The organism is Sphingomonas sp. BK580, from assembly GCF_014194975.1.
Classification (GTDB): Bacteria; Pseudomonadota; Alphaproteobacteria; order Sphingomonadales; family Sphingomonadaceae; genus Sphingomonas.
In genome coordinates this window covers 62,624-88,145 of record NZ_JACIAY010000012.1, presented here as the reverse complement: position 1 = coordinate 88,145, position 25,522 = coordinate 62,624, and the positions used below count along the sequence as shown (strand labels likewise).

General features: G+C 71.8%; 20 protein-coding genes, 1 tRNA gene and 1 pseudogene. 7 read left to right on the top strand and 15 right to left on the bottom strand.

All coding sequences use genetic code 11. The annotated features are described in order from the left end of the window. Positions 1-19: 19 nt before the first annotated feature. Together folK and FHY05_RS18260 are read left to right on the top strand one after the other, a co-directional pair. Positions 20-520 carry a 2-amino-4-hydroxy-6-hydroxymethyldihydropteridine diphosphokinase gene (gene folK / locus FHY05_RS18265; protein WP_183945869.1) on the top strand — a complete coding sequence of 167 codons (501 nt, stop codon included), beginning with the start codon at positions 20-22 and terminating at the stop codon, positions 518-520. Further along, positions 521-596: transfer RNA gene (locus tag FHY05_RS18260), tRNA-Lys, on the top strand. Positions 597-677: 81 nt separating this feature from the next. Here FHY05_RS18260 and FHY05_RS18255 read toward each other — a convergent pair. The 4 genes from FHY05_RS18255 to FHY05_RS18240 all read right to left on the bottom strand — a co-directional run bounded on the left by FHY05_RS18255 (position 678) and on the right by FHY05_RS18240 (position 5,113). Beyond that, positions 678-1,700, bottom strand: coding sequence for an alpha/beta fold hydrolase (locus FHY05_RS18255; protein ID WP_183945868.1), 1,023 nt, complete (start codon positions 1,698-1,700; stop codon positions 678-680). A gap of 222 nt (positions 1,701-1,922) precedes the next feature. After that, entirely contained in the window at positions 1,923-2,243 is a 321-nt protein-coding gene (locus FHY05_RS18250; RefSeq protein WP_183945867.1) for a hypothetical protein, read from the bottom strand. Next, positions 2,240-4,021: a YbhB/YbcL family Raf kinase inhibitor-like protein gene (locus tag FHY05_RS18245; protein ID WP_183945866.1), complete on the bottom strand. Its 1,782-nt coding sequence runs from the start codon at positions 4,019-4,021 to the stop codon at positions 2,240-2,242. The genes FHY05_RS18250 and FHY05_RS18245 overlap by 4 nt, the downstream gene beginning before the upstream one ends. A 108-nt stretch (positions 4,022-4,129) precedes the next feature. Further along, positions 4,130-5,113, bottom strand: coding sequence for an SdiA-regulated domain-containing protein (locus FHY05_RS18240; RefSeq protein ID WP_409321846.1), 984 nt, complete (start codon positions 5,111-5,113; stop codon positions 4,130-4,132). A 231-nt stretch (positions 5,114-5,344) separates the two neighbouring features. Here FHY05_RS18240 and FHY05_RS18235 point away from each other — a divergent pair, with 231 nt between their 5' ends. Together FHY05_RS18235 and FHY05_RS18230 are read left to right on the top strand one after the other, a co-directional pair. After that, positions 5,345-5,725 (top strand): hypothetical protein, encoded by a 381-nt coding sequence (locus FHY05_RS18235; RefSeq protein WP_183945865.1) that lies wholly within the window; start codon positions 5,345-5,347, stop codon positions 5,723-5,725. Positions 5,726-5,828: 103 nt separating this feature from the next. Next, positions 5,829-6,725, top strand: a complete 897-nt coding sequence (locus tag FHY05_RS18230) for a Gfo/Idh/MocA family protein (RefSeq protein ID WP_183945864.1) — start codon at positions 5,829-5,831, stop codon at positions 6,723-6,725. 242 nt (positions 6,726-6,967) lie between these two features. On the opposite strand, the gene FHY05_RS18225 is transcribed toward FHY05_RS18230, so the two are convergent. Together FHY05_RS18225 and FHY05_RS18220 are read right to left on the bottom strand one after the other, a co-directional pair. Further along, on the bottom strand, positions 6,968-7,462 hold the full coding sequence (locus tag FHY05_RS18225) for a glycine zipper 2TM domain-containing protein (RefSeq protein WP_183945863.1): 495 nt from the start codon (positions 7,460-7,462) through the stop codon (positions 6,968-6,970). A gap of 160 nt (positions 7,463-7,622) precedes the next feature. Beyond that, positions 7,623-8,675 (bottom strand): glycosyl hydrolase, encoded by a 1,053-nt coding sequence (locus FHY05_RS18220; protein ID WP_183945862.1) that lies wholly within the window; start codon positions 8,673-8,675, stop codon positions 7,623-7,625. A 109-nt stretch (positions 8,676-8,784) separates the two neighbouring features. Between FHY05_RS18220 and FHY05_RS18215 the strand changes: the two genes are divergently transcribed. Beyond that, positions 8,785-8,931, top strand: coding sequence for a DUF2256 domain-containing protein (locus FHY05_RS18215; RefSeq protein ID WP_183945861.1), 147 nt, complete (start codon positions 8,785-8,787; stop codon positions 8,929-8,931). 100 nt (positions 8,932-9,031) lie between these two features. Here the strand turns inward: FHY05_RS18215 and FHY05_RS18210 are convergent, their stop codons facing one another. The 7 genes from FHY05_RS18210 to FHY05_RS18185 form a co-directional block, all read right to left on the bottom strand. After that, a complete protein-coding gene (locus FHY05_RS18210; RefSeq protein ID WP_183945860.1) occupies positions 9,032-11,119 on the bottom strand; it encodes a catalase in 2,088 nt (695 codons plus the stop codon). A 145-nt stretch (positions 11,120-11,264) separates the two neighbouring features. Further along, entirely contained in the window at positions 11,265-13,673 is a 2,409-nt protein-coding gene (locus FHY05_RS18205) for an autotransporter outer membrane beta-barrel domain-containing protein (protein WP_311732520.1), read from the bottom strand. Continuing rightward, positions 13,649-14,533 carry a serine protease gene (locus tag FHY05_RS22670; protein ID WP_260181687.1) on the bottom strand — a complete coding sequence of 295 codons (885 nt, stop codon included), beginning with the start codon at positions 14,531-14,533 and terminating at the stop codon, positions 13,649-13,651. Before FHY05_RS22670 ends, FHY05_RS18205 begins: the two co-directional genes overlap by 25 nt. Positions 14,534-14,643: 110 nt before the next feature. Next, the gene (gene metH, locus FHY05_RS18200; protein ID WP_183945859.1) at positions 14,644-17,337 is read right to left on the bottom strand and encodes a methionine synthase; all 2,694 of its coding nucleotides are present in this window, start codon (positions 17,335-17,337) and stop codon (positions 14,644-14,646) included. 191 nt (positions 17,338-17,528) lie between these two features. After that, entirely contained in the window at positions 17,529-18,575 is a 1,047-nt protein-coding gene (locus FHY05_RS18195) for a homocysteine S-methyltransferase family protein (protein ID WP_183945858.1), read from the bottom strand. A 157-nt stretch (positions 18,576-18,732) separates the two neighbouring features. Continuing rightward, on the bottom strand, positions 18,733-19,674 hold the full coding sequence (gene metF / locus FHY05_RS18190; RefSeq protein ID WP_183945857.1) for a methylenetetrahydrofolate reductase [NAD(P)H]: 942 nt from the start codon (positions 19,672-19,674) through the stop codon (positions 18,733-18,735). After that, a complete protein-coding gene (locus FHY05_RS18185) occupies positions 19,671-20,621 on the bottom strand; it encodes a metalloregulator ArsR/SmtB family transcription factor (RefSeq protein WP_183945856.1) in 951 nt (316 codons plus the stop codon). Before FHY05_RS18185 ends, metF begins: the two co-directional genes overlap by 4 nt. A 302-nt stretch (positions 20,622-20,923) precedes the next feature. Here FHY05_RS18185 and FHY05_RS18180 point away from each other — a divergent pair, with 302 nt between their 5' ends. Further along, positions 20,924-21,250, top strand: coding sequence for a hypothetical protein (locus tag FHY05_RS18180; protein WP_183945855.1), 327 nt, complete (start codon positions 20,924-20,926; stop codon positions 21,248-21,250). A 68-nt stretch (positions 21,251-21,318) separates the two neighbouring features. Continuing rightward, positions 21,319-22,269 carry an aldo/keto reductase gene (locus FHY05_RS18175; protein WP_183945854.1) on the top strand — a complete coding sequence of 317 codons (951 nt, stop codon included), beginning with the start codon at positions 21,319-21,321 and terminating at the stop codon, positions 22,267-22,269. A 59-nt stretch (positions 22,270-22,328) separates the two neighbouring features. On the opposite strand, the gene FHY05_RS18170 is transcribed toward FHY05_RS18175, so the two are convergent. Together FHY05_RS18170 and FHY05_RS22925 are read right to left on the bottom strand one after the other, a co-directional pair. Then, entirely contained in the window at positions 22,329-22,823 is a 495-nt protein-coding gene (locus tag FHY05_RS18170; protein ID WP_183945853.1) for a DUF805 domain-containing protein, read from the bottom strand. Between the two features lie 95 nt (positions 22,824-22,918). Continuing rightward, a pseudogene (locus FHY05_RS22925) lies at positions 22,919-25,507 on the bottom strand (PAS domain-containing protein); the annotation flags it as partial. Positions 25,508-25,522: the final 15 nt, after the last annotated feature.

The following is a 25,522-nucleotide window of genomic DNA, read 5'->3' as shown; positions in this document are numbered from 1 at the left end:
GTGCGATAGGCGCACCGGCATGAAGCGGACAAGCGACGCGCAGCGCTATGTGATCGGCGTCGGCAGCAACCGGCGCGGGCGTCACGGCGCCCCGCGCGCCGAGGTGGCGGCGGCGCTGGCGCTGCTCGGCGGGACGGCGGCGCCGATCCGCGCCAGCGCGCCGCTCGGCCCCTCGATCCGGACCTTCGCCAACAGCGCGACGCTGATCGCGAGCGACGAGCCGCCCGAGGCGCTGCTGGCGCGGCTCAAGGCGATCGAGCGCGATTTCGGGCGGCGTCGCGGGCGGCGTTGGGGCGCGCGCGTGATCGACCTGGACGTGATCCTGTGGTCGGGCGGACGGTGGCGCTCGCCGCGGCTGACGATCCCGCACCCGGCCTATCGCGCGCGCGCGTTCGTGCTGGCGCCCGCCGCCGCGCTGGCGCCGCGCTGGCGCGACCCGGCGAGCGGGCGGACGCTTCGCCAGCTCCAAGCCCGGTTGACCAAGCCGCGCGCGGTGCCTAGGCCGGCGCGCACCGCGTGAGGGTCCGTAGCTCAGTCGGTAGAGCAAGCGACTTTTAATCGAGAGGTCCCGGGTTCGAGCCCCGGCGGACCCACCACGCGGTACCCCTTTCGTCCTCCGCCGCTCGCTGCGACGCCGCCCGCCGCGCCTTCGTCGAGGCGCCGCTTCCACCGGCCGCTCAGCGCTCGGACGGGACGATCACTTCGCGCAGCGTCGCGAAGAAGGCGGCGGGATCCTCCACCTGCGGCGCGTGGCCCAGCGAGTCGAGCCGTACCAGCCGCGCGCCGGGGATCCGCGCCACCGCCTGCTCCGCCGCCTGCGGCACCGTGCGCACCGCCGCGCGCGCCTCGGGCGGCGCCGAGCCGGCGCGGAAGGCGGTGAGGTCGCGCTGCCCGATCAGCAGCACGGTGGGGACCGTCAGCCGCGGCAGTTCGGCGGCGACGGGCTGGGTCTGGATCATGTCCGACAGGCGCGCCTGCGCGTCGCGCACGCGGTCGCCGTCCGCACCGGCATATTGCCCCGCCAGCATCGCCACCCAGCGGTCGTAGGCGGGGCGCCAGCTGCCGTGATAGTAGTTGCGAAGCTGATAGGCCTTGATCGTGGCCGCGCTGGTCTTCGCCTCCTCGACGCGCAGCGCGCCCAGGTCGGTGTAGGGCACCCCCTCGGCGAGCGTGTCGTTGAGCCCGAGCGGGTTGACCAGCACCAGCCGCGCGACCCGGTCGGGATAGAGCAACGCGAAGCGCGTCGCGAGCACGCCGCCGGTGGAATGGCCGACGAGCACGACCCGGCCCGCCCCCGCCTGCTGTAGCAGCGCGCGGGTCAGCGCCGCCATGGCGTGGAAGCTGTACTGATAGCCCGCTGGCTTGGAAGATTTGCAGAAGCCGATCTGGTCGGGCGCGATCACGCGGTAACCCGCCGCGGCGAGGCGCCGCGCGGTGTCGTACCAGGTCGCGGCGCAGAAATTCTTGCCGTGGAGCAGCACCACGGTGCTGCCGTTGGGCGCGGCGGACGGCGGCACGTCGAGATAGGCCATGCGCACGTGCGCGCCCTGCGAGTCGGCGGCGAACCAGTGCACCGGCGCGGGGTAGGCGAACCGCTCGAGGTCGGCGCCGAGCGCGACATCGCGCGCCGACGCGCCCGCGGGGAGAAAGGTTGCGGCGGGAGCGAGGCAGAGCGCGGCGGCGAGACGGAGGTGAGGCATGATCGAGGGAACCGCCGGGCGCGGCGGGGTATCCGCAGGTCGCGCGCGTGCGGACGAGAGCGCGGTGTTTCGGCGCGGGCGGGAGCGCAGGACCAGACGCGTGACCGCGGGCGGCCCCACGCTGCGACCTTCGCCGAAGCCATGCGCTCGATGACCCGTCCTGCGCCAGATGGTACCGACATTGAGGGAGAGCCTTACCGATCCTCCCCGGAAAGGGGTGAATCAGCTCGATGTCGATCTGGCCCAGCGCCCGCCCGTGCCGCGCAGCAGGGACGCGGTGATCGCGCGCGCCTCGGCGTCGATCGGCCCCGCGGCGACGGGGCGCCCGGCGCGGCGGTACCAATAGGCCGCGTTGGCATCGTCGCCCTCGACGCGATGGAGCCAGGCGTGGACCCAGGCCCCCTCGGCGCTCGGCTCGTCCTGCGCGATCGCGTGCGCCGCCTCCCACTCGCCGCGTGTGCCATGCCATAGCGCGCGGAGCAGTCCCCCGGCTACCGGGGGCTGGTCGTCGCCGAGGAGCGCGAGCGCCGCGTCGTCGGTCATCGCGCCGCCGCCTCGGCGTACCGCCCCACCATCTCGCCGCGCGCGAGCACGTGCCCCGCCGCCGCGGCGAGCAACTGGTCGCGCGTCGCGCCGAGCGGCAGCTCGATCATGCGGTCGAGCGCCAGCACCTGGAAGTGGTAGGCGTGCGGCCGGTCGCCCTTCGGCGGACGCGGGCCGTACCAGCCGACCGTGCCGCGCGTCGTCGCGCCCTGCATCATGCCCTCCAGCGCACCGCCGCTGAGCCGGTCACGCTCCTGCAGCCCGGCCGGCAGCGCGTTCGTAGCCGCCGGGATGTTCCATGCCAGCCAGTGCACCACCGGTTTGGCCGAGCCGTCCGGATCCTCGACCAGGATCGCGTAGCTCGCCGCGCCGTTCACCGCGCCCCAGTGCAGCGCGGGCGAGATGCCGAGGCCATATTCGCTGTGCTCGCGCGGGATCATGCCCTGGTCGGCGAAGGCATCGGCGGTGACCGCGATCGCCGCGCCGCGCGCCGCGGTCTCGGGCCGCGCCAGCGCGAGCGGCACGTTGGTGCCGCGCGCCGCCTGCTCGCGCATCGGCCCCGCCGGCGGCTCAAGCGGCGCGGGCTGGCCCGTGGCGCCGTCGTAGCTGATCCGGTAGAGGATGCCGTTGGCGTCGTCCGAGAGCAGCAGCGAGCCGTCGCGCAGCACCGCCACGCCGCACGGCCGGCCGTACTGGCTGGTGCCGTCGCGGCTCATGAAGCCGCTGACGAAGCTCTCCACCCGCGTCGGGCGCCCGGCGGCGTCGAAGCGCACGCGCGCGAGCTCGTAGCCCGAGGCGGGCTTGCGGTTCCAGCTGCCGCGCAACGCGACGAAGGCGTCGCCGGCCGCGTCAGGGCCGAAGCCGCCGCCCGGGTGGAAGGCCCATTGCATCCCCGCCGAATGCGCGACGTGCATGAGCGTGGGCGCGGTCGAGGCGGCGGCCCAGCGCGCCGCGGTCAGCCCGCCGGGCGGCTCGTCCTGCGGGTTGCGCCGGCCGTCCTCGAACACATAGGGCCAGCCGTAGCGGTGGCCGCGCTCGATCAGGTTGATCTCCTCCCGCTGCATGTCGTTGCCGAGCCAGTCGATGCCCTGGTCCCAGCCCCACAAGGCGCCGGTGCGCGGGTGCCAGCCGAAGCCGATCGTGTTGCGCAGCCCCGACGCCCAGACTGAGCGGCGCTTGCCGTCGAGACTGGCGCGCAGCAGCGTCGCATTCTCCTGGCTCGACTCGTCGCAGGCATTACAGGTCGAGCCGACGCTGATGTACAGCATCTCGTCGGGACCGACCGCGAGCGTGCGGTTGAGGTGCTGCCCCGCGTCGGGCAGGTCGTCGATCAGCGTCTCCACCGCGCCGATCCCGCCGTCGGGGCGGAGCGGCGCGCGGAACACCTCGTGCGCGGTCATGAAGTAGAGCTGGCCGGCGTGGATCGTCAGCCCGTGCAGTCCCGGCCGGTTGACGATCACGGTCGGCGGGCCGTCGGCGCGGCCGTCGCCATCGGCGTCGACCAGGCGGATGATGTCGGCCTCGGAGCGGCGGCTGACGTACACCGAGCCGTCGGGCGCGACCGCGAGCATCCGCGCGTTGCCGAGGTCGCTCGCCCACACCGCGGCGCGATAGCCGCGCGGCACGCGCAGCGAGGCGGCGAAGTCGGCGCCCGGCTTGCGCGGGGTGAGCTCGTAGAAATGCGCGGCGACCGGCCGCTTGTCATTGTCCTCGGGGCTGCTCTGCGCCGCGGCGCTCAGCGGAAGGAACAGGGCATAAGCGAGCAGCGCGGCCTTCATCGTCGTCTCCCGGTGGCGATGATGCCATAATGCGCCGCGCCGCCCGCGGCTCCGCCGGCACCTAGGCCGATCGAGGACGCGGGCGGCACGCCGCGTCGGAGGGGCGGCTCAGGCCAGCGCGGCGGGGCGCCGCCGCCGCAGCGCGCCGCCGACCAGCGCGAAACCGGCGATCATCATCGCCCAGGTCGCCGGCTCGGGCACCGCGGCGGTGTAGCCGAGCTTGACCAGATAGGATTGGTTGGGCCCGTCACCGTCGTCGCTGACCAGATAGATGTTGCCACCGTCGTCGAGCGTGACGCCCTCGAATTTGCCGCCCTGGTTCGCCGGATCGACCAGCGACTTGAACCCCGACAGATCGTAGGAGCTGACCAGCGCGCCCGCCTTCGTCACCTCGAGCAGCTGGAACGAGCGACCGCTGAGCAGCAGCAGGTTGTCGCCGAAGGCCGTGCCGGCGAGCGCTCCGTTCGACAGCACCGCGATGTCGGACAGCCGGTTGAGCCCGAGCGGCGCGGGATCGAACAGCGAGCTGACGGTGCCCGTGCCGCCGGTGAAGTCGACGTCGGTGATCTGCCACACCGTCTGGGGTGAGGTCTCCTTCACCCCGTAATAGGCGCCCGTGGCGCGGTCATAGGCAATGCCCTCGAGCCCGCTGTTGCCCGCGTTCGGGCCGACGCTCACGGTAGGGGCGTCGGGATAAGCGGTGTAGGTGCGGGTGTCGCCGCTAGCGCTCACCTCAGCGATCAGCGCCATGTCCTGGTAGCGCTCCTCGGCGACCGCGTAGCGCCCACCGCCGACATAGGCGAGCCCCTCGGGATCGCACTGCGCCGAGCCGAGCGAGAGACAGCCGTTGAGGATGATCGTGGCGGTCTTGTTCCCGGCCAGGTCATATTCGCCCCACACGCTGCGACCGGTTTTGTCCTCCTCGTCGTTGGTGACCATCAGCCGCCGGGTGTCCCAGTCGTAGGCGACGGCGCTGGCCTCCTGGGTGTCGATCGGCTTGGCGTAGCTGACGGTATAGTGGTCGAGCAGGCCCGTCGCCCCGGCCGGCGTGGCCCCGAGCACGGCAGCGATCAGTCCCGCGCGCAGCAGCATCGTCTTCATGGCTCTTCCCCCGCTCCGTCCCTCGCGCCCCGTCCCGGTGGCGTGGACCCGCCGGGTCTCGGCGCGCGCGGTGACGGCGTGATGACGACTTCGTTAACCATCAGGCGGGACCGCGCCTGAGCCCGGGGGGGACGGTTGATTTAGTTGTTATACTTGGGTTCTTTTCCGCGTGCGCGTCGTTGACGAGCGCCGGACTGACCCGGCGATGAGAAGGAGTCCGACATGGCCGTCAAATTCGCCGGGACGATGAACGCGATCAACCGCGGCCTGGAAAGCACCAAGCCTGCCAAGGGCGCGACGATGGTGGAGGATTGGGAGGCCGCGCTGGCCGAGGTGGACACGCCCGGCGCCAAGGGCATCCTCCGCGACCTCGCCTCGCTGCGCAAGCAGCTGGAGAAAGGTGAGCCCGACGCGGACCGCGTACACGACCTGCTCCACCGCCTCGGCGCTGCGACCACCAAGATCGCGGACAAGGCCGACAAGCAGCAGGACAAGCTCAAGGCACTCGGCGAGGCGCTGAGCGAGGCGGGCGAGGAGCAGCCCGACGAGGAGGAGGACGCCGCGGCCGCCGCGGCGCCGAAGCGCGCGCGCACGAAGAAGTGATCCGCGCGGCGGGCGGGGGCGCGGCCCTCGCCCGCCCGCACCCGCCGATTGCCGCCCGCGCCCGCCGCACGCTAGGGCGCACGCTCGACCGGCGGAGACGAAGATGCGCGTGCTGATGGTGGGGTTGGGCGACATTGCCCGCAAAGCGTACCTCCCGGTGCTGGCGACCCGCGGCGACATCGAGCTGCACGTCGCCACGCGCGACCCGGCGGTGCGCGCGCACGTCGCACTCGAGCATCGCCTGGCGCACCAGCACGCCAGCCTCGACGCGGCGCTCGCCGCGGACCGCTTCGACGCCGCCTTCGTCCACGCCGCCACGCCGGCGCACCCGGACCTCGTCGCGGCGCTGCTCGAGCGCGGCATCGCCACCTTCGTCGACAAGCCGCTCGCCGACACGCTCGCGGCGGCGGAGGTGCTGGTGGAGCAGGCGCGGCGCCGCGCCGCGCCGCTCATGGTCGGCTTCAATCGTCGCTTCGCGCCGGACTACGCCGCGCTGCGCGGGCGTGGCTCGCTGATCATGCTGGAGAAGCACCGCCACCGCCAGCCCGACCGCGCGCGTCGGGTGGTGTTCGACGACTTCATCCACGTCGTCGACACACTGCACTTCCTCGCGCCCGCGCCGGTGCGACGGCGCGTGGTCGAGACGCAGATGACGGACGGGCTGCTCCACGCGGTCACGCTCACGCTCGCGGGCGACGGCTTCGCCGCGATCGGCGTGATGCACCGCGACAGCGGACTCGACGAGGAGCGGCTCGACGTGCTCGGGGCGGGCGAACGCCACACCGTGCTCGACCTCGCCGAGCGGATCGACACGGCGGGGACGCAGCAGCGCCGGCGTCGCGGCGACTGGACCGCGGTCGGTCGCCAGCGCGGGTTCGAGGCGATGTGCGACGACTTCCTCATCGCCGCGCGCGAGCGCCGCCCCGTCGATGCCGACGCGATCCTGCGCACCCACGCTGTGTGCGAAGAGATCGTGCGCCACGCGGAGGCGGCGGGGTGAGCGCGACCGCGACGACCTCGGTCGCCTAGAAGCTCTGTCCTGAAAGGAGAGGTGGCAGGCCGGAGGCCGGAGGGAGCGGTGTCGCGGTTCGTGCGGGTCGCTGGACTCGTGACGGTAGGCACCCCTCCGTCACGCCGCGCGCGCCACCTCGCCTGGGAGGGGAGGATCGTCCGCGCACCCGCATGGCGGGACCGCCCAGCTCGGCCGGCCGGGACGCCGTTCCGCCCGGCCCGCAGCGCTCCTCACCGCCGGCAGTAATCGCCGTTGTCGGCGCGCTCCACGGCGTTGCCCGCGAGCGCGCCCGCGCCGGCGCCGAGCACCGTGCCCAGCGTGCGGTCGCCGCCGCGGTCGATCGTGCGGCCGAGCAGTCCGCCGGCGATCGCGCCGACGATCGAGCCCGTCGTGCCACTCTGGCAGCGCCCCCCGCCGTAGCGGTAGCGGCGATCGTCGTAGCGGCCGCGGTCGTCGTAGACGCGGCGCTCGTAGCGCTCGTAGCCGCGGTCGTCGTAGCCATAGGCGGGCTCGCGGTTCCAGCCGTCGCGATAGGCCTGGCGATAGGCCCGTGCATGGTCGCGATAGCCGTCGTCGTCGTAGCGGCGCTGGTCGTCGTCGCGCTGATCATAGTCGCGCTCATAGACCTCGCGCTCGTGATAGCGCTGTGCCTGCGCCGCGACCGGGGTGAGCGCCGCCGCCGCCAGCGCGACCGATCCCATGGCGACCGAGAATTTCCCCAGCATCGTTCCAGCTCCTGTCCCTCACCCGCCGCGCGCCGGTCGGCCGCGACGAGGCTCGGGATAGGAGCCGGCGCTTGAGCGCGGGCTGAATGCGCGCGTTAGCCGCGGTTCAGCCAGCGCGCCGCCCCGGTCCCGCTCGCTCCGGGCAAGCTACTGGCGCGCATCACTTACCTGCCAACAGCGTGCGATAGGCGCTCGCCACCAAGGGATATTGATTGTCGCTCAGCTTGCCCGAATAATCGGCGTTCGAGTTCCAGTAGGACGCGTAGACCACCTTGTGCGCGGCGAACCAGGCGAGCGCCAGCGTCACATAGGGCGCGTCCGAGTCGCGGCTGACGCCCCATTCCGCATAAGCGGTCGGCTTGCCGTGCCGCGCGGCGAAGTCCTGGTGCCAGGCGAGGCCGTACCGCTCCGACACCTTGTAGTTGAACGCGGCGACCGGATCGGCCGGATCCCACTCATGCTTGTAGTAGAAGTCCATGCCGATCAGGTCGACGACGTCGTCGCCGGGGTAGCTGTCCTCGGGGTTGGTGCCGAAGTCGCCCAGGTTGGGGGTCCACTCGAAGCGGAAGCGGCCTGACACGCCGCGGAAGCTGGCGACGAAGCGGCGGTAGGCGGCGCGATAGTCGGCCTCCTTGCCCTTGGCCGCCCAGGGCTGCCAGTCGCCGTTGAACTCCCAGCCGGTGCGCACCGCGATGGTCGAGTCACCGGGGCTGTTCGCGAGCAGGGCCGCGGCGGCGGCGCGCCAACGCGAATCATAGTCGCCCGCGGCCGCGGCGGCGAGCGTGCCGCCCTCGGCGAACAGCGGGATCGACCAGTAATGCGTGCGCGCGACGTTCTTCCAGCGGTCGGCAAGCCAGCCGATCGAGTCGGACCAGTCGGCCCAGCCATTGCGGCCGCTGAACAGCTGGACGCCGTCGGTCTCGCGGCCGAGCCACGCCTCATAGGCGGCGAGGTCGGGTACGTCGTTGCCGACATAGACGACCGACTGCACGCCGGGCGCCGCGGCGACGGGGGTCGCGACCGGCGCCGGCGTGGCGGCCGGCGCGGGAGGCGGCGTCGGCGTCGGAGCGGGGATCGGCGTGGGCGTGACGACCGGCGCCGCGGACGGCGCCACCACCACCGCGCTCGCGACGCCGGCCGGGCCGCCGCCACCGCCGCAGCCGGCGAGCAGGAAGGCCGCGGCGAGCGGCACGAGGGGGCGGAGCTGGGTCATGGCGGCGCGATCACTCTCGGCAAGCGGTGCGCCGGCTGGTAAAGGAGCTAGGTTGTCATCCGGTTAGCGCCACCGCGGAGCGGCGCGCGCGCTCGCGGGTTGGTGCCGCATGGCGCACCGCAAACCGCATCTGCCCGAGAAGATCTGCGCGAGCTGCCATCGCCCCTTCGCGTGGCGCAAGAAATGGGCGCGCGACTGGGAGCAGGTCCGCTACTGCTCCGACCGCTGCCGCGGGATCGGTGCGCGGGAGGCGTGAGGTGCCCCACTGATGTGACCCGGCGCCCCGGCACGGGCCGGGGTCCGGGTGGAGAGGGAGAGGTGAAAGGGGCCTAGCGACGATTCCCTCCCTCCCCTCCTTATGCCAAGGTGCGCACCTTGGGCTCGCGGTCCCAGTAGCGCTGCTTGGCGGCGTCGACGAACAGCTCGAGGTCGGTCACGCCAGCGTCGGGTTCCACCCCGGCCTTGTCGAGCAGCGGCTTCGAGTCCGCGTTGTGCCCGATCGCCTTCAGATGGCCGAAGGCGTCCATCACCCACTGCACCGCGGCGCCCTCCTTCACCAGCTTGGCACACGCCTCGGCGGAGAGGATCACGGCGCAGGCGTCGACCGTCACCGAGGGCTGGCCGAACAGCTGCGCGTCCGCGGTCACGGTCGAGCCGTCCGACAGCGGCACCGTGCCCACCTTGGGCGCGATCGTCAGCGGGTGCCCGCCCGCGCCCTTCACCGCGGCGATCAGCGAGTCATAGTCCTCGCGGTCGGTGCCGTCGGCGAAGAAGATGCCCACGGTGCGCCCCTCCAGCGTGTGCTTCTCGCGCGGGCCGCGGACGATCCGCAGCGCGGGCGATACCGGCATGTCCTGTACCGGTGCGGCGGTGGGCGACGCCTCGGGCAGGTCGATCGCCAACCCCTCGGCGACGCGGCGCGCGAGCTCCTCGTCGACGTTGCGCAGGTTGGCGAGCTGCGCGGTGCGGATATGCGGCAGCGACACCTTGCTGAGCTCGAACACGAAGGCCGAGGCGATATGCGCCTGCTCGGCCGGGTCCATCGAGCGCCAGAACAGCCGCGCCTGCGAGTAATGGTCGGCGAAGCTCTCCGCGCGGATGCGCAGCTTCGGCCCCTGCTCCTCGGCGGGGAAGCTCTTGAAGCCGTTCGCCGGGTCCTCGCGCGGACCGCCGGGCTCGCCGGCGAGATGCAGGCTGTTGGGCTCGTAATTGGCGCGCCCCTTGGGCACCTGCATCTGCATGTGGCCGTCGCGCTGCATGTTCATGAAGGGGCAGCCGCCGGTCTCGGTACGGCCCTTGGCCTGGTTGATCGGCAACTGGTGCCAGTTGGTCGAGCCCAGCCGCTTGATCTGCGTGTCCTGGTAGCTGAACAGCCGCCCCTGCAGCAAAGGATCGTTGCTGTGGTCGATGCCGGGCACCATGTGGCTCGGGCAGAAGGCGACCTGCTCGGTCTCGGCGAAGAAATTGTCGGGATAGCGATCGAGCACCATCTTGCCGACGATGCGGACGGGCAGCACCTCCTCGGGGATGATCTTGGTGGCGTCGAGCACGTCATAGGGCTGGCTGTTGGCGAACTCTTCGTCGAACAGCTGCACGCCGAGATCCCACTCGGGATAGTCGCCGCGCTGGATCCGCTCGAACAGGTCGCGGCGCTGGAAATCGGGGTCGGCGCCGGCGATCTTCACCGTCTCGTCCCAGATCGTCGAGGCCAGGCCCGCGCGCGGCTTCCAGTGGAACTTGACGAAGGTGCTCTTCCCCTCCTTGCTGACGAAGCGGAACGTGTGGATGCCGAACCCCTCCATCGTGGCGAAGCTGCGCGGCAGCGTGCGGTCCGACATCGCCCACATGATCATATGGGTCGCCTCGGGCATCAGCGAGATGAAGTCCCAGAAGGTGTCGTGCGCGGTGGCCGCCTGGGGATAACCGCGGTCGGCCTCCATCTTGGCGGCGTGGATCAGGTCGGGGAACTTGATCGCGTCCTGGATGAAGAAGACCGGGATGTTGTTCCCGACCAGGTCCCAATTGCCCTGGCGCGTGTAGAATTTCACCGCGAAGCCGCGCACGTCGCGCGGCGTGTCGACCGAACCCGCGCCGCCCGCGACGGTGGAGAAGCGCACGAACACGTCGGTGCGCTGGCCCTTCTTCTGGAACAGGTCCGCCGCGGTGATGTCGGCGAGGCTGTCGGTCACCTCGAAATAGCCGTGCGCCGCGCTGCCGCGCGCGTGGACGATCCGCTCGGGGATGCGCTCGTGGTCGAAGTGATTGATCTTCTCGCGATAGACTTCGTCCTCGAGCAGCACCGGGCCGCGTGCGCCGGCCTTCAGCTGGTTCTGGTTGTCGCTGATCGGCATGCCGTGGTTGGTCGTGAGCACGGGATGGTCGGCATCGGTCGCCTGATGGGTCTCGCCGCCGTTGCCGGGGGTGCGCAGGATCGTGTCGGTCATGGGAGAGGGCCTCGCTTCGATGCCCCGGGCGCGCGTGCGCGTCGGGGTGCGACAGCGAAGCGGTGGGGGCGGCCGAACGTTCCGGGGCGCAGCCGCGCGAGATCAATTATCTGTGTTTAACGTGCGCGGGCCGTCGCTCGCCTCGTCAGAACCGTACCCGCACCGAGGCGCGACAGGCCTGATCGCGCACGTCCCGGCGACGCAGCGTGGTGTCTCCGCCGAGCGTCAGCGTCGCGCGGCCGGTGTCGAGCGCGATCCCGGCGCCGACCTCGCCCCAGTCGCGGTCGCGTCCCGGCAGCGCGAACGCGACATCGGTATCCGGCACCGCGGCGAACGAGACGCCGAGCAGCGGCGACGGGTCGCGGAAGTCGTGCACCATGTAGACCGACGCCCAGGGCCGCACCGTGCTCCCGCCGGACAGCGCCACGCCGGCGCGTCCCTGCACGCTGGCGTAGCGTCGACGATCGAGCCGCAGCGCCGCGGCGCCGCCGGTCTCGCTCACCGCCCCCCGGTCGAGCGCGCTCGCGCGCAGCGCCACGCGGGGCCCGACCCGCAGCGTCCCCACCGCGCTGTCGTGCCCGGCACCGATCTCCGCGCCATAGGCGAGCGCGTGATCGCGGCTGCGCAGCGTGGCGACGCTGCCGACCAGGTCGGCGGTGCGTCGCGTGGCGTGGCGCCACAGCCCGGCGCTCTCCTGCGTGTCGAGGTACAGGCCGTTGGCGGCGGTGAGCTTGCCGTAGAGCGTGCCCTGGTACAGCTCGCCCTCGGCGCTCTGCCCCGCCGCGGCGGTGTTGCCGGTCGCGCGCGTGAACGACAGGCCCAGCCCCACCAGCGCACGACCGTCGACCGCGCCCTCCAGCCCGCCGGCGAGGTACCAGCCCGACAGCGGATCGCGGCCGCGCGGCGCGAGCGCAGTGCGCGTCGACGCGGCGCTGCCGTCGAGATAGCCGGCCGCGAGATAGGCGGCGACGGTGTCGGGCAGCCGCGTCGGCGCGGCCACGGTGGCGGCGGTGTCGCTCGCGATCGGCGGCTGGCCGGGCAGGCGCGCCGCCTCGGCCGCGGCGAGCTGGATCGGCGCGCCCGCGAGCGTCAGCTGCCCCGCGCCGGCGGCGCCGCGCCGCGGGTCGGCGGCGGCCAGCCGCGCGCGGTAGAAGCGCGCCATGTTGTCGAGCGCGAGCGCGCCGAGCGCGCGGTCCAGCCCCTCGGCGCGCGGCGCCAGCGCCTCCAGCGTGTGCTGGATCGTCGGCGCGTCCTGCAGGTCGAGGATGTCATAGACGCCCGCGAGCGCCGCGGCGTGCGGCCGCGCGCGGTCGAGCAGGGTGGCATAGCCGCGCTGCGCGCGGGTCGACGCGACCACATCGGCGTAGCGACCGGCGTCCACGCGGGCCTGCACGCTCGTGTCGCCGTAGCGTAGCGTCGGCACGAGGATCGCGCTCAGCCGCGCCGCCGCATCGAAGCGACCGGACAGGCCCTCGTCGGCGGTGAGGATCGTGTAGACGTCGCCGGCGCGGACGCGGTGCCCCGCCGCCGCCGCGAGCGCGACCGTACCGCCCAGGTTCGCTTTGCCCTCCACCGCCACCCGGTCGGCGCCGCCCGCCGCGCCGACGTCGATCAGCAGCAGGCTCTTCGACGCGAGCACCAGGTTGCCGCCGATGTGCAGCGTGCCGATCGTGCCCACCTGCCCCGGCGCGATCACGCCGGCGACGCTGGTGAGATAGGGCGTCTCGATCCGTCCGCTGCCCGAGAGCTGGCCGGCGGCGAGCAGATAGTCGCCCGGCGTGGTCAGCGTGCCGTCGACATGGACGAAGCCGGCGAGCTGGTCGACCTCGATCAGGCCGGTGAGATGGCCCGCGGACGTGAGCGCCAGCCGCGCGGCGCTGCCCGAGACGGTGAACTTGTCGACCGTGGCGCTGGTGTCGAGCGTGGTGGTGCCGGGCGCCGAGAGCGTGACGTCGAAATAGCGCGCTTTGCGGTGGGTAGTGGAGTCGGGGTCGACATTGTCGGGCACGAAGCCGGTGGCGCCGGGCAGGCCGTTGGCGAGCGTCGGCGCCGGGAGCGGTGCGGGCGCCGCCCCTTCGTCCGCGGGCGGTGATCCCCAGTCGGGGCGCTCCACCCCGTCGACGATATAGTGGCGCGTCCTGAGGTCGAAGCAGACGTCGTAATCGGTTTCCTGATCGCACACCTGGCCGAAGCTGCCGCCGCGTCCGTCGATGCCGGCGCCAGCGGTCACCGGCACGCCGTTGACGAGCTTGCCATCGGTGATCACTCGATAAGCGGGGTCGACCAGCGTCTGCCAATGCGCGGGATCGTTCCACCTGCCGTCGCCGGCCAGTGCGCCGACGTAACGATAGGGGTTGTTCGCGACGATGAAGTCCCAGAACAGATAGAGCGGCTGGTAGAAGGCGATGTTGCCGTAGCCTGCGTTCCTCTGGTGGCTGAACCAGCGGTATCCTGACAGGACGCCGATAACCGTCTTCTCGCCGTAGGTGCGGTCGAGGATGAGCGGCCCTCCCGAATCGCCCGGCGCGATCATCCCCTCCTGGGGCTGCGCCACGTCCTTGAGCAGGTTGTAATCACGCGGGTCGGCCGTTGCCGTGCCGCGTCGCGGGTCGTCGAAGTCGATGTATAGAGCGGCTGCCGCAGATTGGATCCCGTTCCCGTGAGCCCGACATCGACGTCACTGTCGGAGCCGAGCATGCCGATCATGTTCTCGGCGACCCGGCGGCGGAAGTCGAGCGGACCGACCTGGCCGGTGTCCCCGGTGCCGTAATGGCCGTAGCCGGTGATCGTCACATGATAACCGGTGCCGGTCAGCTCATCGATCGAGTCCGGCGCAGGTAGCGCGGAGAACAGCAGAGTCCACGTAGGAATGTTCTTGGCCGGCGTGTCGAGCGAAGCGACGGCGACATCGGCCTGAAGATAATTGGCACCCAGGCCGAGATCGAGCGAGTCCGCGTGATAGGCGACCTGGTTCACCGTGTAGATCGCGCCGGCCGTGTCGGTGCGGTGCAGCGTCGACCCCTCCGTGATCCAGCGCCGCTGAGCGGCGCGGTTGTTGCCGTTGAACGAGAATGCGATGTGGGTCTGATCGTCGCCGACGCCGTATTTCGACGCCGCCGCCTCGTTGACGCAATGCGCCGCGAACACCACGGTGCGCGGGTTCACCAGCGTGCCGGTGCAGACGTCGACATAACCGCCGCCCTCGTCGATCGTCATCTGGCCGACGCCGTTCACCCCGGCGGGATCGAGCGCCGTCACAGGGGTACCAGGGTCGCTGATCACGATCGCCGGCGCCCGCCCCATGCCGCTCGGGTCCGCCGCGACCTGCGCGCGTGCGCCTGCCGGGACCAGCTCAAGCGCGGTGGAGAGCAGCAGCAGCGCGCGACAGCTACGTCCGGCAAGTGACGGCATCATCTTCGGTCTCCTTTCCCTTGCCCGCGTGCGGCGGCTTGAGTCAGGATAGGAAGAGGGCGGACCGTCGCTCGCGCCCCGGCCAGATTATTTCATCAACCGGTCATTCCGCCTCAATCCAGGTTCGGCCGCAGCAGCCGCGTCGCCTGCCGCACGTCGACGCCGAGCCGCTGGGCATAGTCGGCGACCTGGTCCTCCCCGATCCGCGCCACGCCGAAATACTCCGCCTGCGCGTGGCCGAAGTAGAAGCCGCTCACCGCCGCGGTCGGCAGCATGGCGTAGCTCTCGGTCAGTTCCAGCCCGACGTTCTTCTCGGCCTCGAGCAGGTCGAACAACGTGCGCTTGAGGCTGTGCTCGGGGCAGGCGGGATAGCCCGGCGCGGGGCGGATGCCGCGATACTGCTCGCGGATCATCGCCTCGTTGGTGAGCTGCTCGTCGGGCGCATAGCCCCACAGGTCGGTGCGCACGTGCGCGTGGAGCCGCTCGGCGAACGCCTCCGCCAGCCGGTCCGCCAGCGCCTTGAGCAGGATGTCGTTGTAGTCGTCGTTGTCCTGCTTGTAGCGCGCGAGATGCGAGTCGATGCCGTGGATGCCGACCGCGAAGCCGCCGATCCAGTCGCCCGCTGGGTCGACGAAGTCGGCGAGGCACATGTTCGCCCGCCCCTCGCGCTTGGCGATCTGCTGGCGCAGGAACGGCAGCCGCGTGGAATGCTTGTTGCGGCGGTCGAGGTCGGGGGTGTGCATGCCGGCGGGCACGCTGCCGCCGTCGGGCGAGCGCGTGTCGACGCTGTGGCGGTCGTGCACCCACACGTCGTCGTCGTGCCGATGGCACGGCCACAGCCCGGCGACGCCGCGCGCGGTGAGCCACTTCTCCGCGACGACGCGATCGAGCATCGCGCGCGCGTCGGCGTAGAGCGAGCGCGCGCTCTCGCCCACCACCGCGTCGTCGAGGATCGCGGGATAGTTGCCCGCCAGCTCCCAGGCGCGGAAGAAGGGCGTCCAGTCGATGTAGTCGGCCAGGTCGGCCAGGTCCCAGTCGTCGTAGACGTGGACGCCGGGCCGCTTCGCCGGGGGCGCCTTGAGCGCCATGTCCGCCGCGAAGCCGCGCTTGCGCGCTTCCTCCAGCGGCAGCAGCGCGTTGGCGCCCTTGCCCTCGCGCGCGTCGCGCACCGCCTGATACTCGGCCGCGACGCCGGCGACGAAGCCCTCTGCCTGCGTCTCCGACACCAGCGCGGTGGCGACGCCGACCGCGCGGCTGGCGTCGAGCACGTGCACCACCGGTCCGGTGTACGCCGGCGCGATGCGCAGCGCGGTATGGACCTTGGAGGTGGTCGCGCCGCCGATCATCAGCGGCATCGTCATGCCGGCGCGCTGCATCTCCTCCGCCACGGTCACCATCTCGTCGAGCGAGGGGGTGATCAGCCCGGAGAGGCCGATCATGTCGGCGTCCTGCTCGCGCGCGGTCTCGAGGATCTTCGACCAGGGCACCATCACGCCGAGGTCGATTACCTCGAAGCCGTTGCACTGGAGCACGACGCCGACGATGTTCTTGCCGATGTCGTGGACGTCGCCCTTCACCGTGGCGATCACCATCCGGCCCTTGCCGCGCTGCTCGGCGCCGCCCGCGGCCTTCTCCGCCTCGATGTACGGCAGCAGGTGCGCCACCGCCTTCTTCATCACGCGCGCGCTCTTCACCACCTGCGGCAGGAACATCTTGCCCGAGCCGAACAGGTCGCCGACCACGTTCATGCCCTGCATCAGCGGGCCCTCGATCACCTCGATCGGGCGGCCGCCGCGCGCCGCGATCTCGGCGCGCGCCTCCTCGGTGTCGTCGACGACATGCGCGTCGATCCCTTTGACCAGCGCGTGCTCGAGCCGCTTGACCACGTCCCAGCCGCGCCACTCCTGCGCCGCCTTCTCGGCCACCGCGTCGGTGCCGCGGAAGCGCTCGGCCAGCGCGACCAGCCGCTCGCCCGCCTCGGGGTCGCGGTTGAGGATCACGTCCTCGCAGGCGGTGCGCAGCTCGGGGTCGATCGCGTCATAGACGTCGAGCTGGCCGGCGTTGACGATCGCCATGTCCATGCCCGCGGGGATGGCGTGGTACAGGAACACCGAGTGCATCGCGCGGCGCACCGGCTCGTTGCCGCGGAACGAGAAGCTCAGGTTGGAGAGTCCGCCCGAGATATGGACGTGCGGGCATCGGGCCTTGATCTCGCGGCACGCCTCGATGAAGTCGACCGCGTAATTGTTGTGCTCCTCGATCCCGGTGGCGACCGCGAACACGTTGGGATCGAAGATGATGTCCTCCGGCGGGAAGCCGATGCCGGTGAGCAGGTCATAGGCGCGCGCGCAGATCTCGACCTTGCGCGCCTGGGTGTCGGCCTGGCCGACCTCGTCGAACGCCATCACCACCACCGCGGCGCCGTAGTTGCGGCACAGCCGGGCGTGGTGGAGGAACTGCTCCTCGCCCTCCTTCATGCTGATCGAGTTGACGATCGGCTTGCCCGAGACGCACTTCAGCCCGGCCTCGATCACGCTCCACTTCGAGCTGTCGATCATGATCGGCACGCGCGCGATATCGGGCTCGGCGGCGATCAGCTTGAGGAAGGTGGTCATGGCGTGGTGCGCGTCGAGCAGCCCCTCGTCCATGTTGACGTCGACCACCTGCGCGCCGTTCTCGACCTGCTGGCGCGCGACCTCGACCGCGCGGGTGTAGTCGCCCGCCATGATCATCTTCTTGAACGCCGCCGAGCCGGTGACGTTGGTGCGCTCGCCGACGTTGACGAAGCGGGTGGAGGATGCGGTCATGATGTTCTCTCTAGCCCCTCTCCCTTTCAGGAGCGGCAGGTTAAAACACGCCCAGCGTGTTTTTGGTTAGGCCGGGGGCCTAACCACCCTGCCGCTGGGTTGGGTTGGGGCGGTTCCTCAGGCGCGCCGGTCTCGGTGAGACGCCGACGCCCCACCCCGGCCCTCCCCTGAAGGGGAGGGAGCGCCGTACGTCACGCCGCCATGGTGAACGGCTCCAGCCCGGCGAGCCTCGTCTGCACCGGCGGCGCGGGGATCGCGCGCGGGGCGACGCCGCGGACGCGCTCGGCGATCGCGGCGATATGCGCCGGGGTCGAGCCGCAGCAGCCGCCCAGCACGTTGACCTGCCCCGCCTCGGCCCATTCCGCCACCAGCCCCGCGGTGGTCGCGGGCGCCTCGTCATAGGCGCCGAGCTCGTTGGGCAGGCCGGCGTTGGGATAGACCATGATCAGCGTGTCGCAGATCGCGCTCAGCGTGCGCACGTGCGGGCGCAGCTGCTCCGCGCCGAACGAGCAGTTGAGCCCGATCGTCAGCGGCCGCGCGTGCCGGATCGCGTGCCAGAACGCCTCCACCGTATGCCCCGAGAGGTTGCGCCCGGAGAGATCGGTGAGCGTCATCGACAGCATGATCGGCAGGTCGCGCCCGAGCGCCTCGCCCGCCTCGATCGCCGCCATCACCCCGGCCTTGGCGTTGAGCGTGTCGAACACCGTCTCGATCAGCACGAAGTCGGCGCCGCCCTCGACCAGCGCGTCGATCTGCTCGCGATAGACGTCCTTGAGATAGTCGAAGTCGATCTCGCGATAGCCGGGATCGTTGACATCGGGGCTGAGCGAGAGCGTCTTGTTGGTCGGCCCGATCGCGCCGGCGACGAAGCGCGGGCGGCCATCCTTTGCCTGGAACTCGTCGGCGAGGCGGCGGGCGAGCCGCGCGCTCTCGACGTTGATCTCGCGCACCAATCCTTCGGCGCCGTAATCGGCCTGGCTGATGCGGTTGGCGGAGAAGGTGTTGGTCTCGGCGATGTCCGCCCCGGCCTCGAAATAGGCGCGGTGGATCGACTCGGGAACCTCGGGCTTGGTCAGCGCGAGGATGTCGTTGTTGCCCTTCTGGTCGTGGCCCAGCGTCAGCGCGCCGGCATAGTCCGCCTCGGAGAGCTTCCAGTTCTGGATCTCGGTGCCGAAGGCGCCGTCGGTGATCAGGATCCGCTTCGCCGCCTCGGCGAGGAAGGTGTCACGTGGGGTCATGATAAGGTCCTGCCGGTCGTCATCGTTTACAGAGCATCCGTCACCCCGGCGAAGGCCGGGGTCGAGCCGGCCGCGTGCACCGTGGCCGTGGCGCGCGCGGCACCATGGATCCCGGCCTGCGCCGGGATGACGGGTGAGAGGCCGGCCCGCGCTGCGCTCACGCCGCCGCCGCCGCGTGCCGCGGCGCCGCCCGCACCCCCAACAGATGGCAGATCGCGTAGCTCAGCTCGGCCTTGTTCATCGTGTAGAAGTGGAGCTGCTTCACCCCGCCGGCGTAGAGCTTGCGGCACAGCTCAGCCGCCACCGTCGCCGCCACCAGCTGGCGCGCGGCGGGCAGGTCGTCGAGCCCGTCGAACAGCCGCACCAGCCAGCCCGGCACGTCGGTGCGGCACATCGCCGCCATCCGCTGGACGCCCGCGAAACTGCCGATCGGCATGATGCCTGGGACGATCTCGGCGTCGATCCCGGCCGCCGCGGCGGCGTCGCGGTAGCGGAAGAAGGTCTCCGCCTCGAAGAAGAACTGCGTGATCGCGCGGTTCGCCCCGGCGTCGAGCTTGCGCTTGAGATTGTCGAGGTCGCCGGCGAGATCGGCCGAGCTGGGGTGGCACTCGGGATAGGCCGCCACCGAGATCTCGAACGGGTGCAGCCGGCGCAGCCCCGCCACCAGCGCGGCGGCATTCTCATAGCCGCCGGGGTGCGGGGCGTAGTCCGCCGCCCCCGCGGGCGGGTCGCCGCGCAGCGCGACGATGTGGCGCACCCCCGCGGCCCAATATTCCTGCGCGACCGCGTCGATCTCCTCGCGCGTCGCCTCGACGCAGGTGAGGTGCGCGGCGGCGGGCACCGCGGTCTCGCGCGCGATCCGCGCGACCGTGGCGTGGGTGCGGTCGCGCGTCGACCCGCCCGCGCCGTACGTGACCGAGAGGAAGCGCGGCCCGAGCGGGCAGAGCGTCTCGATCGACTGCCACAGCGTCTCCTCCGACTTCTCGCTCTTGGGCGGCGAGAACTCGAAGCTGACGTCCACGTCGCCGCCGACGTCGGCGTAGAGCGGCGCGTCCAGCGCGCGGCGCGCCTCCTCGAGCTGGTTGACCGAGAATGTCATGCCGCCTTCACCTCTCGCCACGGCTCGCCGGCCTTCCGGCCGAGCCACAATTTCACCGTCAGTTCGCCGCCCTCGAGCGTCTCGGTGCGCGCCGGCAGCAGCCCGGCCGCCGCGAACCATCCCTCGATCTGCGCGTCCGAGAAGCCCAGCCGCGTGTGCGCGTCGCGCGCGCGCAGCTCCTCGCGGTCGTGCGGCGCGAAGTCCGCGATCAGCAGCCGCCCGCCCGTCGCCAGCACGCGCGCCGCCTCGGCGATCGCGGCGCCGGGCTGCTGCGCGAAATGCAGCACGTGGTGGAGGATCGCCACGTCCGCGGCGCCGTCACCGAGCGGCAGCGCGTAGAGGTCGGCCTGGCGCAGCTCGGCGTTGGCGAGCCCGCGCTCGCCGAGCTTGGCGCGCGCGAGCCGCAGCATCTCGCTGCTCTTGTCGATCCCCAGCGCGTGCGTGGCGGCGGGCGCGAACAGCTCGATCATCCGCCCGGTGCCGGTGCCGATGTCGATCAGCCGGCCGAGCGGCGCGTCGGCGAGCACGTCGCGCATCGCCGCCTCCACCTGCTCCTCGGCGACGTGGAGCGAGCGGATCGCGTCCCACTCGGCGGCGTTCGCCTCGAACCAGCCCGCCGCCGCGGCGGCGCGGTCGGCGCGCACCGCCGCCAGCCGCGCGAGATCCGCCGCGGCCTCCTCGGTGACGCCGAGCGAGTCGAGCGCGGCGAGCACGGGCGCGAGCCGCGCCCGGTCGCCGAGCGCGACGAACACCCAGCTGCCCTCCTTGCGCCGCTCGGCCAGACCGGCGTCGCACAGGATCTTGACGTGGCGCGACACGCGCGGCTGGCTCTGCCCCAGCACCTGCGCCAGCTCGCCCACCGACAGCTCCATCGCGCCGAGCAGCGCGACGATGCGCAGCCGCGAGGGGTCGGCGAGCGCGCTGAAGATGGCGAGGGCGTGTTTCATCCGGCGAGCAGATATAAAGATATCTTTATATGAGGTCAAACGATGGATGGGAGGAGCAGAGAACGCGGCCACATCTCCCCTCCCCTTCAGGGTAGGAGCCGGGGGTGGGGGCTCTCCGCGGACGCCGCGCTCGTAGATAAGCCTCAACCGGCCCTCCCCTGAAAGGGAGGGAGCAGGTCAGTTCCGTCCTCCACCCAGCGCGCCCGCCTTACCCCGCCCCTCTTGGACCCTTTCCCCCCGCTGCCGCGTTCGCGCCCCACCCCCGGCTATTGTGCCGGCGTAACGACAGGGGAGACATGTCCATGAAGCGCACGCTGATCGCCGCCTTGGCCGCCACCACCGCGCTGGGCCTCGCGGCCTGTAGCGAGAAGGCGCAGGACCAGTCCGCCGCGGCGGCGAACACGATGGCCGCCGACACCGCCGCCACCACCTCCAACGCGGTCGACGACGTCGACGCCGCGACCGACCGCGCGCTCAACTCGGCCGAGAACAGCCTCGATCGCACCGGCGCCGCGCTCAGCAACGCGGGCGACCGCACCGGCGCAGCGCTGAGCAACACCGGCGACCGCGCCGCCGACGCGACCGGCAACGCGATGGTGCGCGCGGGCGAGAAGCTGCGCGACAACTGAGCCAGACCGACCCTCGCCGCCGCCGCGACCGCACGCGCGGCGGCGGTCACCCTCGGGGAGAGACCCGCATGACCGAGCTCCGCCGTCTCGGCGCCTCCGACCTCAAGATCGCGCCGCTGGTGCTGGGCGGCAACGTGTTCGGCTGGACCGCCGACCGCGCCGCCAGCTTCGCGGTGCTCGATGCCTTCGTGGCGGGCGGGGGCACGATGATCGATACCGCCGACGTCTATTCCGCCTGGGTCGACGGTCATCAGGGCGGCGAGTCCGAGACGATCATCGGCGAGTGGCTGCGGGCCAGCGGCCAGCGCGATCGCGTGCTGATCGCCACCAAGGTCGGCATGCTGCCCGGCGAGGGCGGCGAGGCGCTGGCACCGGCGCGGATCGCGGCGGCGTGCGAGGCGTCGCTGCGGCGGCTCGGCACCGACCGGATCGACCTCTATTTCGCGCATCGCGACGACGAGGCACAGCCGCAGGAGGCGGTCGCCGAGGCCTTCGCGCGGCTCGTCGCGGCGGGCAAGGTGCGCGTGCTCGGCGCCTCGAACTTCCACGCCGCCCGGCTGAAGTCGGCGGTGGAGGGCGCGCGCGCCGCCGGGCTGCCGCATTACCAGGTGCTCCAGCCCGAATATAATCTCGTGAGCCGCCACCGCTACGAGGGCGAGCTGCAGGACTATTGCGTCACCGAGAACATCGGCGTGGTGCCCTATTACGGCCTCGCCTCGGGCTTCCTCACCGGCAAATACCGCAGCCGCGACGATCTCGCGCAGAGCGTGCGCGGCGCGAAGGTGGCCGAGTTGCTCGAGGGCAAGGGCGCCGCCGTGCTGGCCGCGCTCGACTCGGTCGCGGGCGAGGCGGGCGCGACGCTGGCGCAGGTCGCGCTCGCCTGGCTGATCGCGCAGCCCGGCGTCACCGCGCCGATCGCGAGCGCGACCTCGGCACGACAGATCGACGAGCTGCTCGGCGCCATGACGCTGTCGCTGTCGCCCGACCAGCTCGAGCGGCTCACCGACGCGGGGGCGTGAGCTAGGTCAGTCCGCCGCCGCACCCGCGGGTGCGCCCGCGTCCGGATCGGTGGCGCGGATCAGGTAGCACCGCCTCCTCCGTCGTCTTGGCTCAGGCGGAACGGCGCGCGCGCTCGGCGTACTCGCGATGGTCCGCGCCGGCGGAACCGGACCGCGCCGGCGCCGGAACCGTCCACCGCCACCCCGCGCGCGAGCCCCAGCAGCGCGAGCAGCGCCACGCCGCCGAACGGCAGCGCCAGCAGCAGCAGCCAGCGCGGCGAGCGGTCGAGGTCGCGCAGCCGACGCGCGCTCACCGCCAGGCTCGGCACCAGCAGGGCCGGCAGCGCCACCAGCGGCATCAGCATGATCCCGAACAGCAGCAGCGCGGCGGCGTTGCTCTCACCCAGCCGCATTGCCGCGATCAGCCAGGCGAGCGAGTCCTCCGGCAGTCGCGCCAGCGTCGCCGTCGCCACCACCGCGCCCGCCGCGCCGAGATGGAAGAACCAATAATCGCGCCGCGTGGCGCGCCCGTCGAAGTCCGCGTATAGCCGCCACGGTCGAACCCACTCGTCCACTCGCACCCCCTGCCCGCCGCGCGGCGGGTCCTGAGCGCATCATAGGCGGCGCGCACGACCGGCCGTGCCCGGCGCGACCGGATGTGGCGGGATCAGGCGGCGAGCGCGCGCGCGTCGGGGCCGGCGGCGCCCAGCGCGGCGATGCTGGCCGAACTCACCGGACGGCTGAACAGATAGCCCTGCAGATGGGTACAGCCCGCCAGCACCAAGGCGTCGCGCTGCGCGCAGGTCTCCACGCCCTCGGCGACGATCGCCATGCCGAGCGCCTCGCCGAGGCCGACGATCGCCTTGATGATCGCCCCCGCCGCGCGCGACGTGTCGAGCCCGCGCACGAACGACTGGTCGATCTTCACCTTGTCGAACGGGAAGCGCTCGAAATAGCTCAGCGACGAATAGCCGGTGCCGAAATCGTCCATCAGGATCTTGATGCCGGCAGCGCGCAGCCGCTCCAGCTCGACGAAGGTGCGCTCGACGTCGTGCATCACGACGTTCTCGGTCACCTCCAGCTTGAGCCGGTGCGGCGGCAGCCCGCTGTCCGCCAGCGCGGCGATCACCGTGTCGTAGACGTCGCCGGCGTGGAACTGCACCGGCGAGAGATTGACCGCCACGCCCAGATGCTCGGGCCAGGTGGCGGCGTCGATGCAGGCCTGGCGCAGCAGCATGCGGCCGAGCGGGACGATCAGCCCGCTCTCCTCGGCGATGGCGATGAACAGGTCGGGGCGGATCGGGCCGCGGGTGGGATGAGTCCAGCGCGCCAGCGCCTCGGCGCTCGCCATCGCGCCGGTGTCGACCCGGAGCACCGGCTGGTACAGCAGCGTGATCTCGCCGCGCTCCATCGCCGCGCGCAGGTCGAGCTCGAGCGCGCGACGGTCGCGCGCCGCCGCGTCCATCGACGGGTGGTAGAAGCAGATCGTGCCGCGCCCGCTGCTCTTCGCCTGATACAAGGCGACGTCGCCGCAGTGGCGCAGCTCGGAGGTGGAGGTGGCATGAGTCGGGGCCAGCACGATGCCGACGCTGGCGCCGACATGCGCGGTGCCCATCGGCGCGGGGAACGGCTGCGCCATCGCCGCGATCACCGCCTCGGCCACGGCGCGCGCGCGCGCGGCCGGGGAGTCGCCGACTACCAGCACGATGAACTCGTCGCCGCCGACGCGCGCGACCAGGTCGGTCGGCTCGATTGCGCCTGCAACCGCTCGCCCACCGCGGCGAGCACGACGTCGCCGGTGACATGGCCGAACTGGTCGTTGACCGCCTTGAAACGATCGAGATCGATCGCGAGCAGCGCCAGCTCGGTGCCCGAGACCATCAACTCGTTGAGCCGGTCGACGTAGCTGTGGCGGTTGACCAGCCCGGTCAGCGAGTCGAAATGCGCCAGCCGCAGGATCTCCGCCTCGGCGCGACGCACCTCGGTGACGTCCTCCGACAGGCCGAGCAGATATTGCGCGGGCCGGTCGGGGCCGTCGAGCACGATCCGCGTGGTGCGCAGACTCACCCGACGCCCGTCGGGGCGGGTGAACTCATTCTCGAAGCGCTGCTCCGAACTGGGGCTCGCCAGCGCGGCGCGGTCCTGCTCCTCGTAGGCGGTGCCGCACGCGGGATAGAGCTCGCGCGCGGTGCGCCCGATCATCTCCTCGCGCGGCCGCCCCATCAGCTCCTCGCCGGCACGGTTGGTCAGCAGGTAGCGGCCCGTCGCGCTGTCCTTGACGAACAGCATCGCGGGCAGATGGTCGATGATCGTGTCCAGGAAGGCGTGCGCTTCGGCATTCTCGCGCTCCAGCGCGCGCTGCGCGCTCTCGTCGCGCATGACGATGCCATAACCGCCGATCTGCTCGCCGAGCTTGCAGCTCGACAGCGTCAGCTCGACCGGGATCGTCCACCCCGCGGCGTGCCGCGCCTCGCTGGCGTGATGCGTGCTGGCGCCGGTGTCCTGCGCGAGCGTCGCCACCTCCTCGTGCCAGTGCGGCAGCAGCGACTCGGCCGGGCAGCCGATCAGCTCGAGCGGATGCGTGCCCAGCATCGCCGCGGCGAGCGCGTTGGCGTAGATGATCTTCCCCGCGATGTCGGCGTACAGCACCGCCACCGGCGCGCTCTCGACCATCTGCCGCGCGATCTCGCCGGCGGACCGGGCCAGCCGCGTCTCGATCAGCTCCACCGCGATCTGCGCGAGCGCGATCAGCGCCTCGCGCTCGGTGAGCGACAGGCGCGCGCGGCGACGTGAATCGAGCACGCTGAGCGAGCCGAGATGATGCCCGTCCGACGTGACCAGCGGGGCGCCGGCGTAGAAGCGCAGCCCGGGATGCTCCGCCACCATCGGGTGATCGACGAAGCGCGGGTCTCCGGCGAGGTCGAGCACCTCCATCAGCTCGGTCGAGGCCAAGGTATGCGCACAGAGCGGGTCGTCACGCGGCAGCTCGCACGAGGGGAGGCCGAAATGCGACGTGAACCGCGCGTGGTGCTGGTCGAGCAGCGTCACCGCGCTGTACGGCACGCCCATCACCAGCGCGGCGACGCGCGTGACCTGCGCGAAGATCGGCTCCGCCAGCGCGTCGAGGGTCTGGAGTCGCGCGAGCGCCCCGAGTCGCTCGCGCTCGCGCTTGGCATGGAGGGACGAAGCCGCGTTCATGGGCGATTCGTGCCAGCAACAGTTTACGAAACCAATAGCGCCGCGGCCGTTCGGCCCGCATCTCGTCGAAATGAGT

Bases quoted from the DNA above. Each gene is read 5' to 3' on its own strand.
- folK (WP_183945869.1), top strand. From the start codon at position 20: ATGAAGCGGACAAGCGACGCGCAGCGCTATGTGATCGGCGTCGGCAGC.
- FHY05_RS18255 (WP_183945868.1), bottom strand. From the start codon at position 1,700: ATGCCTCACCTCCGTCTCGCCGCCGCGCTCTGCCTCGCTCCCGCCGCA.
- FHY05_RS18250 (WP_183945867.1), bottom strand. From the start codon at position 2,243: ATGACCGACGACGCGGCGCTCGCGCTCCTCGGCGACGACCAGCCCCCG.
- FHY05_RS18245 (WP_183945866.1), bottom strand. From the start codon at position 4,021: ATGAAGGCCGCGCTGCTCGCTTATGCCCTGTTCCTTCCGCTGAGCGCC.
- FHY05_RS18240 (WP_409321846.1), bottom strand. From the start codon at position 5,113: ATGCTGCTGCGCGCGGGACTGATCGCTGCCGTGCTCGGGGCCACGCCG.
- FHY05_RS18235 (WP_183945865.1), top strand. From the start codon at position 5,345: ATGGCCGTCAAATTCGCCGGGACGATGAACGCGATCAACCGCGGCCTG.
- FHY05_RS18230 (WP_183945864.1), top strand. From the start codon at position 5,829: ATGCGCGTGCTGATGGTGGGGTTGGGCGACATTGCCCGCAAAGCGTAC.
- FHY05_RS18225 (WP_183945863.1), bottom strand. From the start codon at position 7,462: ATGCTGGGGAAATTCTCGGTCGCCATGGGATCGGTCGCGCTGGCGGCG.
- FHY05_RS18220 (WP_183945862.1), bottom strand. From the start codon at position 8,675: ATGACCCAGCTCCGCCCCCTCGTGCCGCTCGCCGCGGCCTTCCTGCTC.
- FHY05_RS18215 (WP_183945861.1), top strand. From the start codon at position 8,785: ATGGCGCACCGCAAACCGCATCTGCCCGAGAAGATCTGCGCGAGCTGC.
- FHY05_RS18210 (WP_183945860.1), bottom strand. From the start codon at position 11,119: ATGACCGACACGATCCTGCGCACCCCCGGCAACGGCGGCGAGACCCAT.
- FHY05_RS22670 (WP_260181687.1), bottom strand. From the start codon at position 14,533: ATGATGCCGTCACTTGCCGGACGTAGCTGTCGCGCGCTGCTGCTGCTC.
- metH (WP_183945859.1), bottom strand. From the start codon at position 17,337: ATGACCGCATCCTCCACCCGCTTCGTCAACGTCGGCGAGCGCACCAAC.
- FHY05_RS18195 (WP_183945858.1), bottom strand. From the start codon at position 18,575: ATGACCCCACGTGACACCTTCCTCGCCGAGGCGGCGAAGCGGATCCTG.
- metF (WP_183945857.1), bottom strand. From the start codon at position 19,674: ATGACATTCTCGGTCAACCAGCTCGAGGAGGCGCGCCGCGCGCTGGAC.
- FHY05_RS18185 (WP_183945856.1), bottom strand. From the start codon at position 20,621: ATGAAACACGCCCTCGCCATCTTCAGCGCGCTCGCCGACCCCTCGCGG.
- FHY05_RS18180 (WP_183945855.1), top strand. From the start codon at position 20,924: ATGAAGCGCACGCTGATCGCCGCCTTGGCCGCCACCACCGCGCTGGGC.
- FHY05_RS18175 (WP_183945854.1), top strand. From the start codon at position 21,319: ATGACCGAGCTCCGCCGTCTCGGCGCCTCCGACCTCAAGATCGCGCCG.